This is a genomic window from Colwellia psychrerythraea 34H (assembly GCF_000012325.1).
GTDB classification, from domain to species: Bacteria; Pseudomonadota; Gammaproteobacteria; order Enterobacterales; family Alteromonadaceae; genus Colwellia; species Colwellia psychrerythraea_A.
This window is the reverse complement of sequence record NC_003910.7, coordinates 5,332,902-5,347,625: the sequence shown is the minus strand read 5'-3', so window position 1 is coordinate 5,347,625 and position 14,724 is coordinate 5,332,902. Positions and strand designations below refer to the sequence as shown.

At 36.2% G+C, this 14,724-nt stretch carries 13 protein-coding genes; 2 read left to right on the top strand and 11 right to left on the bottom strand.

Going from position 1 to position 14,724, the window contains the following annotated elements; genetic code table 11:
- Positions 1–8: 8 nt before the first annotated feature.
- A complete protein-coding gene (gene prsR / locus CPS_RS22625; RefSeq protein ID WP_011045749.1) occupies positions 9–1,358 on the top strand; it encodes a PEP-CTERM-box response regulator transcription factor in 1,350 nt (449 codons plus the stop codon).
- A gap of 18 nt (positions 1,359–1,376) precedes the next feature.
- On the opposite strand, the gene CPS_RS22620 is transcribed toward prsR, so the two are convergent.
- Genes CPS_RS22620 through CPS_RS22600 form a run of 5 tightly spaced genes read right to left on the bottom strand, consistent with a single transcriptional unit; the run spans position 1,377 to position 7,156 of the window.
- A complete protein-coding gene (locus CPS_RS22620; RefSeq protein ID WP_011045748.1) occupies positions 1,377–2,417 on the bottom strand; it encodes an XrtA/PEP-CTERM system-associated ATPase in 1,041 nt (346 codons plus the stop codon).
- A gap of 1 nt (position 2,418) precedes the next feature.
- Positions 2,419–4,026, bottom strand: a complete 1,608-nt coding sequence (locus CPS_RS22615; protein WP_011045747.1) for a TIGR03016 family PEP-CTERM system-associated outer membrane protein — start codon at positions 4,024–4,026, stop codon at positions 2,419–2,421.
- Positions 3,986–4,879: an XrtA-associated tyrosine autokinase gene (locus CPS_RS22610; protein ID WP_041737191.1), complete on the bottom strand. Its 894-nt coding sequence runs from the start codon at positions 4,877–4,879 to the stop codon at positions 3,986–3,988. Before CPS_RS22610 ends, CPS_RS22615 begins: the two co-directional genes overlap by 41 nt.
- 2 nt (positions 4,880–4,881) lie before the next feature.
- The gene (locus CPS_RS22605) at positions 4,882–6,468 is read right to left on the bottom strand and encodes an XrtA system polysaccharide chain length determinant (protein ID WP_011045745.1); all 1,587 of its coding nucleotides are present in this window, start codon (positions 6,466–6,468) and stop codon (positions 4,882–4,884) included.
- 52 nt (positions 6,469–6,520) lie between these two features.
- On the bottom strand, positions 6,521–7,156 hold the full coding sequence (locus tag CPS_RS22600; protein WP_011045744.1) for an XrtA/PEP-CTERM system exopolysaccharide export protein: 636 nt from the start codon (positions 7,154–7,156) through the stop codon (positions 6,521–6,523).
- A gap of 200 nt (positions 7,157–7,356) precedes the next feature.
- Here CPS_RS22600 and CPS_RS22595 point away from each other — a divergent pair, with 200 nt between their 5' ends.
- Positions 7,357–8,760: a TIGR03013 family XrtA/PEP-CTERM system glycosyltransferase gene (locus CPS_RS22595; RefSeq protein WP_011045742.1), complete on the top strand. Its 1,404-nt coding sequence runs from the start codon at positions 7,357–7,359 to the stop codon at positions 8,758–8,760.
- A 246-nt stretch (positions 8,761–9,006) separates the two neighbouring features.
- On the opposite strand, the gene CPS_RS22590 is transcribed toward CPS_RS22595, so the two are convergent.
- Genes CPS_RS22590 through CPS_RS22565 form a run of 6 tightly spaced genes read right to left on the bottom strand, consistent with a single transcriptional unit; the run spans position 9,007 to position 14,680 of the window.
- Positions 9,007–9,990 (bottom strand): polysaccharide deacetylase family protein, encoded by a 984-nt coding sequence (locus CPS_RS22590; protein WP_011045741.1) that lies wholly within the window; start codon positions 9,988–9,990, stop codon positions 9,007–9,009.
- Positions 9,987–11,153 (bottom strand): hypothetical protein, encoded by a 1,167-nt coding sequence (locus CPS_RS22585; protein ID WP_011045740.1) that lies wholly within the window; start codon positions 11,151–11,153, stop codon positions 9,987–9,989. The genes CPS_RS22590 and CPS_RS22585 overlap by 4 nt, the downstream gene beginning before the upstream one ends.
- Entirely contained in the window at positions 11,150–12,322 is a 1,173-nt protein-coding gene (locus CPS_RS22580) for a glycosyltransferase family 2 protein (RefSeq protein ID WP_011045739.1), read from the bottom strand. Before CPS_RS22580 ends, CPS_RS22585 begins: the two co-directional genes overlap by 4 nt.
- Positions 12,322–12,846 (bottom strand): serine acetyltransferase, encoded by a 525-nt coding sequence (locus tag CPS_RS22575; RefSeq protein ID WP_011045738.1) that lies wholly within the window; start codon positions 12,844–12,846, stop codon positions 12,322–12,324. Before CPS_RS22575 ends, CPS_RS22580 begins: the two co-directional genes overlap by 1 nt.
- A complete protein-coding gene (locus CPS_RS22570; protein WP_041737190.1) occupies positions 12,846–14,042 on the bottom strand; it encodes a glycosyltransferase family 4 protein in 1,197 nt (398 codons plus the stop codon). Before CPS_RS22570 ends, CPS_RS22575 begins: the two co-directional genes overlap by 1 nt.
- A gap of 2 nt (positions 14,043–14,044) precedes the next feature.
- The gene (locus tag CPS_RS22565) at positions 14,045–14,680 is read right to left on the bottom strand and encodes a polysaccharide deacetylase family protein (RefSeq protein WP_011045736.1); all 636 of its coding nucleotides are present in this window, start codon (positions 14,678–14,680) and stop codon (positions 14,045–14,047) included.
- Positions 14,681–14,724: the final 44 nt, after the last annotated feature.

Sequence of the window (14,724 nt, the reverse complement as noted above, 5' to 3'; positions counted from 1 at the left end):
ACATTGTTATGGAAAAATTATTAATTGTTGATGATGATTTAGGTATACAAAAACAACTTAAATGGAGTTTAGCTGACTACGAGGTAGTGCTCGCTGGTACCCGTGAAAGTGCTATTGCTGCAGTGAGACGTTATGAGCCTAAAGTGGTTACACTAGACTTAGGTTTGCCGCCAGATGCGGCTAATGCTAGCGAAGGTTTAGCGGCATTAAAACAAATATTAGAAATTTCCCCCCATACTAAAGTGATTGTTATTACGGGTAACGATGACAGAACGAATGCGCTAAAAGCCATCGAAATGGGCGCTTATGATTTTTATCAAAAACCTGTTGATGCGGATGTTATTAATGTCATAGTTTCTCGTGCTTTTAGTTTAGCAACGATAGAAACAGATAACCGTAGTATGAAGTCTATTGTAGGCTGTGATACTGGCATTATCGGTAGTAGTGAGAGTATTGATAGATTACGCCTTATGGTGCAACGTATCGCTCCTACTGAGATTACAGCGCTGCTTCTTGGTGAAAGTGGTACTGGTAAAGAAGTTACAGCTAAAGCCATTCATAAAGTGAGTGATCGGAGTGATAAACCTTTTGTTGCTATTAATTGTGCCTCTATTCCTGAAAATTTATTAGAAAGTGAGTTATTTGGCTTTGAAAAAGGTGCTTTTACTGGCGCGCATAAAACGACGTTAGGAAAAATAGAATGTGCCCAAGGCGGGACCTTATTTTTAGATGAAATAGGTGATATGCCTTATCAATTGCAAGCTAAATTATTACGTTTTTTACAAGAAAAAATAATAGAGCGCTTAGGTGGACGAAAAGAGATTCCGGTTGATGTGCGGGTAATATGTGCGACAAACCAAAATCTTGAAGTGATGGTTTCAGAGAAAACGTTCCGTGAAGATCTTTTTTATCGTATTACCGAGATTACTTTAAATATACCACCATTACGTGATCGTGATGAAGATGTACTTATCTTAGCTAATTTCTTTTTACAGCAATACGCCACTGAATATAAAAGCAGTGCTAAATCATTTGCGGATGATGCTTTATATGGCTTACGACACCATAAGTGGCCTGGCAACATTCGAGAGCTACAGAATAAAGTTAAATCGTCAGTGATTATGAGTACCAGTAACCAAGTAACCGCTTTTGATTTAGGTTTCTTCGATAAAGAAAATGCAGAGTATGAATTATCGCTAAATTTACGTGTTGTGCGTGAACAAGCCGAAACTATAGCAATTCAAAAAGCTTATGCACTTACGGATGGGAATATGTCGAAAACGTCGGAATTATTAGGTATTACCAGACCGACGCTTTATTCTTTAATTGAAAAATATCAGATAGCTATTAACGTTTAACTACCAAACTGCTGATAGTTATTTACTATCAGCAGTTTTACTCTGTAATTCAGCAAATTCACGATTTTTTTGTTTTAAAAGCTTATCAATATAACGTGTCATTTTAACTTTCTGTTGAATTGAGCTTTCTAATATTTCTTCTACTTCACGTAAGACATTTTTAATATTTTCAACATTTTCCGTCGAATTGATTACTAATGGTTGATGTTTGTTATCACTCTCAAGGACATTTCCACTCAGAGAGCCGGTAAGCTCAACAGACATTTCCTTGGCAACTTCATTGATGGCATTGCAATCAATATTATTTAACTCCTCTAAAAAACCAAACAATAATAAACGATCAACAAAAATATTTATTTTTCTTGGTACGCCTAGCGTTTTTTCAAAAATAAGCTGAAATGCTTCATCTGAAAACAAGGCTTCTCTATTGCAATTAGCTTGCGCTAATCTATGATTGATATAGTTTTTTACTTCTTCGGCATTCAGTGGTTTTAGGTGTGCAGAAGCAATAATACGTTGTCTAAATTGTTCCATATCAGGTGCAGATATAATTGCTTTTAACTCTTCTTGACCCAATAAAAAACTTTGGATAAGTGGTTTATTATCGAGTTGAAAATTTGAAAGCATTCTCAGCTCTTCTACCGTTTCAACGGGTAGGTTTTGAGCTTCATCAACCAATAATAATGCGCGCTTACCTTGTTTGTTCAAATTAATTAAGAATTTTTCTATACTTTGCAGGACATCAGCCTTGCTGTTACCTGTTACTGTGATTTTAAATTCAGCCGCAACGAGATCAAGTAATTCATTGGGTGTTAATTTAGTGGTAACTAATTGCGCGGCAACAATATTTTCATCAGCTATATTAGCTAATAAATTGCGGGCTATCGTTGTTTTCCCTGTGCCAATAGGCCCGGTAATAACAATAAAGCCTTCACCTTGATCTAAGCCATATTGTAAGTAAGATAAAGCACGTTGATGGTGGTTGGTTGCAAAGAAGAAACGCGGGTCAGGGCTTAACTGAAAAGGTCGTTCACTAAAACCATAGTAACTTTCATACATGTTAGAAATCTTTTGTTAAATTAATGGAAGCGCGTGCTTCAGTGTAAGTGAAACGCTCAAAATTTGATTCTCGATCTAGATATTGTAGCGTTAAAAAAGCATTGAGTGATGATGCTAGACTTCTGTTGTAAGTGCTGGACAGTGTTTTATAAGTATCTTCTTGTCTTGGACCATCAGGCCTATCTTTATCAAAAATATTTTTGTTATAGTTAACAGAGAAGATAATATCACTTCTAGCACTCATTCGGCGAGTAATGCTAAAACGCGCATCAAGGTAATTATCAATGATACCAGTACTTAAGCTTTCTCTATCACGGTTAGATAGGTCAAGGGTAAAGGTCGTACGTGCTAATGCTAACTGAGACTGCCAAGCTAATCGCTTGTTTAATGTAAACTCATTGTTCTCTTCTAAAACTAATGAAGTTAACGGTATGCTCACGAAGCCGTTGTTATCATCTGGCGACTGACCAAGGGGTAAACAAGCATTAATATCTGTGGCATTTTCTGGGCACCATATCTCGCCAACAGATACTTCTCGGTAACTATTTCGATCAAATACTTCAACGGTTTCATGATACGAAATAGTATTAGTTAGACGTCGAGTACGGTGAGAAAAATCCAACTCATAAGAATCACCAAAAAAACGGTTAGAGTAACCAGCTTTTAGTGATGTACGTGCCGATGGTTGCCAATCAATATCAGCAGCTATATAGTCACTGTCATCACTCGCTAGTGAGTCATCTCTAATGTAATTATACGAGACATCAATAATTAAATGCTTAGCTGCTTTATAACGAAAACCAGGTCCCCAGGAGGGAATGGCATCAGGGTTACTTCCAGCGGCAGTACCAGTGACGCTTTCATTATAGAAACGAACAAAAGGGGTCAGCTTGTAGGGGGTTATAGCGCCAATTTTGGTTTCAAGTCGGTAATTCTCACTCGTGAAGCCGTTATTTTTTCGATTGCTAAATGAGCCATCTACTTGCCAAAAAATAGTGCGAGCAGCATTACCATTCACACTGTTGATTAATGCCGTGTAACCATTGCTTTCGCCTATGTTATCTTCTGTTTCTACTAAGTTGTATATGAGGGAGGAGGATAGAGCATAATCGCTATTAGCCGTGTTATATTGTAAACCAGCAGAATGGTTACGTTGCTGAACGGTATCACCACTCACTAAATCAGCTAAACTATTGCCGATATCATTTTGACTGACGTTAGTTATTGCTGAGCTGGCAATCACTTGCAGCTTGTCATGCCAAAGTGAGTATGAGGCATCAGCCCGTAAAGTCTGGTAGTCATCATTAAGCTCACTATTATGACTATAACCAACAAGCGTTTCTGTGCCGGCAAATGAGAATTGTAATTTTCTCGAACTATAATTAGCATCCGCGCCAATAATGAACTGACTCACTAAACTCGATTGTTTATCTAGTTGATTCAATTCAACATTATTGGTGTATGTTTCGGTCAGCCCCAAACTAGGATCAAATTGCCAATCACCTGCTAAAGCGCTGACGGATAAAAATAAGCCAGCGATTGCAAAACCTTGCAATTTCAGATGAGATTTACTGGTTTTTTCTGCCATAGCCATATCCATAATAGCCATATACATCCTTTTTAGATCTAATGGTTTTGTTCATTACTAAGCCTAAAGCAATATCACTATTTAGCTGACTTACCGCGGTCTTAAGATCTTCAGTTTTAGTTTTTGACTCTTCGACAACAATAAGTGCTTGGCCAACGAGATCAGATAACAGAGGGGTTTCTGTCACACCAATAATGGGGGGGCAATCAAAAATAACGATTCTGTCTGGGTAGCGCTCTGCTAATTCTTTAGCTAGGCTCTCCATGCGTTCACTGGCCAATAGTTCATTAGTCAAATGATGTGGTTTACCGGCAGGAACTAACTTTAAATTATCAATGTTAGTACTGTAAATTATATCGGACAGCGATGACACTTCAGAAAGTAAGTATTCCAGTAAGCCTTTTTTACTCTCAAACTCTAATTCTCTATGTAAACTAGGTCTCAATACATCCGCATCTATCAATAGTACTGTTTTATTCTGCTCAAGGGCGATACTCAATGCTAAGTTAATGGCAACATAAGTTTTCCCTTCATTAGGGAGGGAACTGGTTACCATAATTAAGTTACTATTATGTAGTGTCTTGGACGCTAAACCAAAAGCATTGTTCAGTAGTTTTCGCTTAATATGGCGAAACTCTTCTTGAATATGATGAGCGCTATCCGGACTATAAATAAAACCACGTTCATTTAATCTATCACCATTTAATATTATTTTTTCTTTATTACTGCTTACTTTCTTTGTTGCTGCAGGCACGGAAATACTACTAATCTCTTGAATGTTATTATCAGCTTTGGTCGCATATTCAGAAGCGTTTTCAAGTTTTTCATGCTGAGCTAATTTTTGTTTAGCCAGGGCTTTTTCAATGGTACTCATGGCTAAAATATCCTTTTTAATGGTGCTTGAATAGTATCAGGAAATAAAAAGTAACTAACAAATAACACTAACAAGCAGAGTAATAGCACGTTAGAGCCTATAAAAATGAAAGTTTTCTTTTTATGCCATTGTTGTAAACCTAAGTTTTCATTGGCAGAGATAACACCAAAAATAGGTACGCCGGTAATTTTAGATAATTGAGCGGTAGAGGTTGCTACAGGGTTCAATTGACTCATTAATAATGACAAACCAATGCCAACAGCAAACCCTATAAGAGTGACGACACCAAATAAAAGAAAGCGCTTTGGCCCTGAGGGTTTAGTTGCTTTACGTGGTGGGTCAATAACACGAAATTGAATTTTATCAGTAGTTTCATCGGCTTGTTGAGCCAGTTGTGCAGTTTCTTTACGTGATAACAGCTCTTCGTACTTTTCTTTGGTAATACCATATCCACGGTTTAGTGCGATTAACTCAGCCTCAATTTCCGGTAAAGTATGGACTCTATTTTCAAGTTCGATAATGCGTTGGCGGTAATTGTCAGCTCTAACATTGAGTGAAGCAATCAAATTCTCCAGTTGATTAACATGAATTTGTACTTCTTGAATAACGGGATTAGCACTTAAGCGTTTTAAACTGCCAGTGTTCTCATTATTTTGTGCTAGATACTTTTCAATTTCAGAGCTACGCAATTTATTTAAATGTTCTAAATTTCGGCTAGTTTCGATCACATCTGGGTGTTTCTCGGTATAACGAAGCTTTAAATTATCCAGTAGAACTTCTAATTCATTTATACGGTCATCATAAGTAGTTTGTATTGAATTTTCACTTTTAATTTTGTTATCACTTCCAGTGTCAGCTACTACGGATTGGGCTAGCTGCTTTTTAGCGGAATCAAGACGGGTTTTATTCTCCAAAAGATCCAACTCAATTGCTTTTAATTTTTCTCTATTACCATTGAGCTTTGCATAATAGCCACCTGATTGATCAGGTAAAATACCACTATACTTTTGTTTGAAACTCGTCAGTCGGGCTTCTGAATTTGACAGGCGGTTTTCATAATCTTTGATTTGAGTATTTAAAAACTTTTGCGCACTATCTGAGTCACTTCGAGTTTCGCCTAAAGTATTTTCAATGAAAACAGTCAACGCTGAGCGAACTATGTTTTTTGCCATTTCAGGATCTTCATCTTCAATGCTTAAGGTATAAATGTTTTCTCGGCGAGCGCTTGATATTTTAATGTTATCTTTTAGGTTTTTGATTATTGCTTCATATTGAGCAGGAGTGCTAGCCTGTACATCTAAATCTGTCATACGCGAGATACGCTCTAAATTCGGACGGCTTAATAGTGTTTTTACCATAAGACGAATTTGCGTATCAGGATTGGTTTCGACGGTTAAACCCTTTAATAAAGGCCGCAATAAAGACTGGGTATCAACATATACTCTTGCTTCTGATTGATAAACATTGGGCATAGCAGCAACGAAATACCAGCCAATAGGGCAAATAAGCCAAGTTGCTATGATGATATAACGACGTTTTAACCAAATTCCTTTTAGATAATCAATTATCTCTTCAAATATATCTTGCATTACTACCCTTTAATTTTGTGCTAACTTATTGATGTACTGAGTGTTTGGTATATTAAAACCAAGCTTCAGGGATAATGATAATATCGCCCGGTAACATATCAACATTGGCACTTATCTCTCCATCTTTAAGTAGCTGGTCTATCATTACTTGATATTGGTTTTGTGTGCCACTTTCAATACGTATGAGTACAGCATCGTTACCATCAGCAAATTCGGTTAAACCGCCAACTTGAATCATAACATCGAGCAAGGTCATATGCTGAGTATAATTAATAGCTCGTGGCTGTGCGGCTTCACCAATAACACGAATTTGCTCACTAAAAGGACCAACAAAATTTTCAACGGTGACCGTGACAATAGGGTCTCGTAGATAAGTTGCTAAGATTTTTTCAATTGAACGCGCTAATTCAGTAGGCGTTTTACCACTGACTTCGATATCTTCAACTAAGGAGGTGGTAATCATGCCATCAGGGCGTACTACAAATGAGCCTGAAACTTCGGGATTACGCCAAACAAAAATATTAAGCACATCGCCAGAGCCGATTAAATATTTATAGCTATTTATATTTTCTGTATTGGATGGGTGTAAAGTTGCACTAGGTAGCGTATTGTGTGTAGTACAGCCTGAAAGAAAAATTACTAGCAATAGTAGACCAACTTTTAATGTGCTGGCAAAGCGATTATCCATAATTTACACCTTTTAAAGACAATTTTATTTGAAAAACGATGTGTAATTGTATGGTATTTTATTGTCTTTTAGCAATATCTTTTAACATGTGTAAATTAATCGTTAACTTTAGTGCGTTTTTTGTTAGAATTAGCGCTGTTTTTGTCGGTAGAAGATTGTTATTTATTAGCAAACCTTAATTAAAGGGATCCTAGTCAGTTATGTCTAGTTCGAAATTTCGTGATTTATCAGCAGGTACTAAATCTTTAATTATTGTAGAACAAATCTTATTTGTTGGAGCTTTGATTTTAGCTGTTCATTTGAACGGGGAATATCAAATTGTTGATTTTATAGTGGTATCTGATGGTTTCTTATTACTCTATGCTGTTATTTTTGCCCTATTTAATCAATTAAGTGCCTTAGCGCTAGGATTGTACAACTCAAAACTGAGAGAAAGTTTTCGAGGGATTTTTCGTCGCATGTTGATGTGTGTCTCTATCGGGTTTTGTGCGACAACACTCATTAATCCTTTTTATGGGGTTTATCATTTACCAATAGAATTATTGGCTATCGCCTCTTCACTTAGTGTTTTTCTAGTCAGTTCTTTTCGCTATTTTACCTTTAAAATAGATTTCTTTGGTTTTGGCAAACGTAATATTTTGGTATTAGGCTCTGGACAACGAGCATCAATTATAGAAAGGCGTATGCGACGTGATGTTGATCGGCAAGACTTCACTGTGCATGGTTTTGTTATCATGGAAGGTGATTCAGCTGATGGGATTCAGCATGAAATACGCATCAAGCTAAATGAATCATTAGTTGAATACACCTTAGCCCATGATATTGATGAGATAGTCGTCGCTAATGACGAGCGTCGTAATAACTTGCCTGTAGATGAGTTGTTTGCTTGCAAGATCCGCGGTATTGAAATTATAGATATATTGGATTTCATTGAGCGTGAAACCGGACAAATAGCCGTTAACCTTATTTATCCTAGCTGGGTCATTTATTCTAATGGCTTCGCCTCTAATAATTATTTACGTAATACCTTAGATTGGATCTTTAATGCAGGAATGGCACTGATCTTGTTATTACTTACTTGGCCGGTGATGCTTATTACTGCGTTGTGTATGAAGATCACCGAAGGTCTTAATGCGCCAATCTTTTATAAACAAGAGCGGGTTGGCTTAGATGGTGAACTGTTTAATATGATCAAATTTCGTAGTATGCGTTTAGATGCAGAAAAAAACGGTGCCCAAATGGCAAGCGAAAACGATAACCGTATTACAAAAGTCGGTCAGTATTTACGTAAATATCGTATTGATGAACTGCCACAAATTTGGAATGTTTTGCATGGTAGTATGGGTTTTGTTGGACCAAGACCTGAACGACCTCAATTTGTGAAAAGCCTTATTAATAATATCCCTTATTATAACGAACGTCATAATGTTAAACCAGGTTTAACCGGTTGGGCGCAATTAAAATACCCTTACGGCGCTACGGAGGCTGATTCTTTAGAAAAGCTGAAATATGATTTGTATTATATTAAGCACCGTAGCTTTCTCTTGGATTTATTGATATTAATTCGAACGTTTGAAATTGTGTTATTTGGTAAAGGAAGATAATCTCACTGGCTTTTATTAGCGGCGTTAAATCAGGTTACTTATGGTTATCAATGGGGCTGGTCATTACTATATAAATATTAGCGCTCCCAAGTGCCTTTACATCGCTTGAGAAAATTAAATTGGTTGCCGCTAGTTCAGTGCTCGATACCTCTAATGTCGCATCGTTACCATCTTATAACTTTTCAATTTTAGTTTGAATAATATCAAAACCTATTACTTCAAATTTTTACTATTTTTTTTAATATGTTATTTTGATTTTGCACTTAAAATCATTTCTTTAAATACTCTTTCATTAAAAGGCTGATCTATTGAGAATCGTCCTATTTCAAAACGATTTTCATTAAGGTTCTTATTTATTATGGCACTAAATGAAAATGCTAACTTATAACCGTTAGATGAAATAGCTCCATACATACTCTTGTCATACGTTGTAGCACTACCGACAGGGTAAGATAAGCTACTGATATTACCCAACATGTTTAAATCTATTAAGCGTTTAGATTCTTTGAGTTCAAAGTTTAGCTCAGCTTCAGATAAACAAGAGAAAACTTTATGGGTATGTGAATGTGCACCAACCGTCATATTGTTTTCAACCATTTCAGTAACTTGATGCCATGTCATAAATAGACTTTTAATTTCATTATCAGAGATTTTTGCAGGTGTTAATGCCCGTAATTCATCTAGTTGACTTTCAATTAAAGAAGGGTTTATTTTTATTTGTTGTAAAACATTGCGTATGTTTTGTCGAGATGGTGTCTTATCAATAGTTAAAGCATGATGCCATGGGGCAAGTTTAATGGTTTTATTTGCTAACTGCCTTACATGCCAGGCAATTTCATCCCACCATGGAATAAGGTTAGAGTCTATTAAGCTGGTGGTGATAAAAAAAGTAGCGGGTAATCCTAACGATTTTAATAGTGGGAAAGCAATATGGTAATTATCACTATAGCCATCATCAAAGGTAATCAGTGCTAATTTCTCTTTAATTGGAATGTTTTTTTCAGCAATATTATTAATCTCATTAAGAGTAACAACTCGGAAATTATTTTTTATAAAAAAAAGATAGATTTCAAAGTTTTCAGCGTCACAAGAAAATACACAAGGATCATAGCTTGTTTCTTGCCATGAGCCAATACGGTGAAAGTTAAAGCAATATAAACCGTTTTTTAAAAAAGGCCATAAAACCGTTGATAAATTAAGCCGTTTAATGAACTGATGCTTTATATTCATAGAGGACGGACTTTAAATTGTGGGCGAGGTAAAAAGTAGTCGCGATATTGGTTTGGATTACCTTGCTTTCCTTCTTCGGCTGCTTTAATCATATTGTACATTTCGCGTGAATTGACATAATGTAATACATAGTTCTCACCATCATTGTACTGGCTTTCTAAATAGGAAAACATCTCATCACAGGGCTGGCCTAATAAAACGTCCATATCTCGCTCTTGAGTGCCATGGGTGTGTACTTTAATAAAACGCCATTCTGGTCTGCCTTCAACATGCACATTCGCATCTACCCATAAATCGACACGATCTTGAGTGGGCTCCATACCTTTGCGGACATCAGAGTTTTCAATCTGTGGAAATATGCCTCTTTTAAGTTTTTTCCAATTCAGCATTAAAGGTCCATTAACCATTAAAATATCACCCCAAGGTTTTCCGGCAACTTTACAATTAATACCGGTATTGTGGGAGTTCGGCTTATTTGGATCATCTTTTGCGTAATAAATGCTATTAATGGTGTCAGGCTGAGTTGGGTGAGGCGCTGAAGGGAAAGTAAAATCTGCATAACAGCCAGTTTCTCTTAAAATAATCAGTTCGTCATTTACACCGCAATTATTACCGGTTGGATCACTATTATCTAATGCCCAGTTACCATGTATAAAACCATAGTTTAGCTGGCCTGTCTCAGGGTTGTGACTAAGAGCCCCATGTTTTTCGTGTAATGTTTGGCAAAAACCAGTGATAAGTGATCGTAAGTTTTCAGAATTATCATTATGATGATGCAAGTGTAATTCTATTTCACCAAAACCATCTTGGCACATTTTTGCTATTTTGTTCAGATGCTCAAAACGGTATTCTTCTTCAGGATAATAAAAGGTATGTTGTGGATGAAAACCATCAGCATCTTGATGCTTTTTCGCCATTTTAGGGTATTCTGCTAACCACCGATCAACTCGAGAACGCTCAACATTAATATCATTAGGTTTACCCCATTGAGGTTCATAATGATCAACAAATGAAAAGATAATATGCGTAGGGCCTTTAATTTCTACTGCTTTTTTTAAGCGCTGTTTAATGTATTGGGGCAACCAACCTGACATATTCTTTTTTTTAAGAATAAATATAAAAGCAAACACAAATAATAAAAGTAAGCTAAAAAAAATAATCATCTTGTTGTTCTTTCCCATGTGCCTTGGACGTTGGAGCTAAAATACCGAATAAATCCTCGCATTAACGCGATATTCATAGAAACAAAAAAGGCAATTATCCCTATAATTGAACTGACTTTTTGCCGTTTTTGTTGTTTTTTAATACCATAAAAAGCAACGGAATAAAAAAGGATTTGCCCAATAAATAATAATTGATATAAAGGGTTACTAATGAGTAATAAATTACTAATCAAGGTAATAAGCATTAAATGAGGGACAAACCATCGGCATACTTTATGGCTGATATAAGCGATAAAGCGCCAACCTAACAAAGGATTTAGTGCCCAAGCCATGGTGAATAATGCTTGGTAATTACCTAAGCCAATTCGTACCCTTCTCCCTTCTTCCGCTTGCAGATTTGGCGCTATCTCTTCAATTGCAATGGCTTCAGGATCATAAATTAGACGGAAACCTTGTTTAGCAACATTCATTGCAATCTGGAAATCATCTACAATAGTATTGGCTGGTAACGGGATGAAAAGTTCTTTTCGAATAGCGTAAATTGCTCCATTTGCGCCTTGTAATGCATTTAATCGAGCTTCATGAAACTTTAATACTTGTTCGTAGCGCCAATAAATATTGTCTTTATTATCGCCTGAATCAACATCTACCAGATGAAGCTCTCCACATACAGCACCAATATTATCATGATTAAAGTGTCTGACTAAGTACTCAATGGTATTTTTGTTAAAGTGTGTATTTGCATCAGAGAAAACAATGTAATCACTGTTTACTTGTTCAACAAGATCATTGAGCACACTCATTTTACCACGATTTTTTTCAAATATATGAACCTTTAAATTCACAGCATCAAATGAAGTTAAAATTTCTGCTGTTTTATCTTGGCTGCCATCAGAGCCAATTAATATAGTCAGTTTATCTTGCGGGTAATCGAGGGAAAGTAAATTTTCCACCCTAGCTTTAATGCAGGACTCTTCATTGTAAGCGGCTATTATTATCGATACAGGGGGTAGGTTGTCTTTGTCTACAACTCTACGTTGGCTCTTTTTCCAAAGATAGCGTGTATCACTAATAGCTTGCTTTACAGCACTAAATATTAGCAAAATGAATGGATAAATAAAATAACTGTAAATGATGACAGCTAAACTGAACCAAAAAATATTTACCATTATAAATTTGTGCCTTTGTTATTTTTTAAATAGGCTTTTGCTGGAATACCCAGCATGGTTGAACCGTATTTAGCATCTTTTGTTAAGACAGCATTCGCACCAATTTTCACATTGTCTTCAATGGATAATTGGCCAATAATTTTAGCGCCAGAACCGATAAAAATATTATTTTCTAAGCAAGGCGATTTACCTTTCTCATCACCAATGACAACACCACTCTCTAAAGTAATATTGTGCCCACCAATTACTTTAGAGTTAATAACAATGCCAATAGGATGCATAATGACAAAACCAGAGGAAAAATTTGCACCACTGCCGATCACACAACCATTCACCAATTTATTTAGCCATTGAAAAAAATAGGCTACCAGGCCTAAACGATGTGTTGCACACCAGCGCATACATCGATAAATAATATTTGCACTAGTGCCATCAGCCATCAAAATTCTTAACATGCTTACTTTAGCACCATCGTCTGCAAAAATTTGTTGCTTACGCTTTAAATCAGCTATTATTTTTTGCATCAAGCTTTCTCTCTAGCAGTAACTAATGATAACAATTGTTCAGCATTATGTTTCCATTGTCGTTCGTTTTCAATATAGGCTCGAGCCTTTTTGCCAACTTCTTGATGAGCTTCTCTATCATTAACAATCTCAAAAACCTTGTCTATACACGCTTGTTTATTGCTCGCTGGAAATAACCAACTTGTCGCGTTATCTTGAACAACTTCTGCAATAGGGCTGAAATCTGGAGCAATCATGCCTTTGCCCATCGCCATAAATTCAAATAATTTCATCGGTGAACCATAATCATTTGAATCAGGTAATATACCTAAATCCATTGCTGACAAAAAGGATGAAACTTCATGATGCGGGACTTTACCAGGTAAAATAACTTGAGATTCAACACCTGCTTCAATAACGCGTTTTTTAATGCCCTCAAAAGCGACACCGTCTCCTACTAGCAATAATACTAACTCAGGTGTTTCCTTTAATTTTTGACAAGCCAAATCAACAAACCAATCAATACCATGCCAATGAACGAATGCACCAACATAACCAAGCACTATTTTGTTTTCAACTCCCAGTTTACTTCGTAATGCTAAGCCAGAGGTTTCATCAATGATAAATTTATCTAAGTCGGCGCCATTAGGTGATACAACAGAATTTGAAATTTCACCGTATGCTTGCTCAGCCACTTCCTTAAAACGTGTTGAAATAAACACTAGGCCGGTAGCATTTTTAAAAATCCAGCCTTCAATTTTTGCAGCAAGTTTTTTAAAGGTTAATGAACGCACCCTTTGGACTTGGCAAGAGTCGTTGATTTCTAACACTATAGGTAAGTTATGACGTTTTGCCCACCAAACACTGGCAAACATAAATAAGGAATAACGCTCGTAAATAAGGGTAATGTTTTTTTCTTTAACGGTTTTACGTAAACGTATTACCGCGATTAAATTAAACGCAAGCTCAAAAAGTTCGAAAACAAATTCTGGTACATGTTTAGTGAGATCAGAAAGTATGGAAAAACTACTTTTTTTAGTCGGAGGCTGATTCACCTTTTCATCAATAGCTTTTGCTTCTTCAACTTCAGGCTCAGCTCCGGGCAAGGATAAGATATCAACACGATTATTTAACTGCCTTAAACCTTTGACCACGCCTCTTATATGAACACCTTCGGCACCACGCCCACGAGTTCTATGATGAAACAGAATATTCACTTTTATTTATTCTCCAATGCGTTGAGACTAAAACCTTGAGAATGCCAATGGGGTATTAAGGTTTTTAACGCCTCGATACAACGAGAGTTATCATCATGAAATAATATAATGTCGCCATTCTTTACTGGCTCATCAATAAAACGTTTCACAATTTTTTCTGGTTGCTCTTTAAGAAAATCCATAGAGTCTCGACTCCAATGTACTGCTGTCATTTTTAAACGAAATAACTTAAACAGTAACCTGATACTCCAGCGGCCTTGGGGGGCGCGAAATAATCGACAACATTGTTGAGTAGTTGCCCTAATTAGCTCATTTGTTGTGATTATTTGTTCAAGCATTGTTTCACTTGATAACTTAGTGAAATTAGGGTGGCTGTATGAATGATTTGCAATTGTATGTTTTTGTTGATGTATCTTTTTTAGTAAATCCGATGATTTGCTGATGCGAGAGCCAATAATAAAAAAAGTAGCTTTTACTTTATGTTGTGCAAGTAATTCAAGTAACTCTTCAGTGACACCTTGAACAGGACCATCGTCAAAAGTTAAATAAAGTGATTTAGACTCTCTTTTCCCATTGATCAAAAACAAGCTATCAGGCAAGAGCTTAGATCGTATGAAATATATAATTTTATTTCGCATTAAACTTCGAGTCCGTCGAAAAATGAAACGTTATAAAAACATTG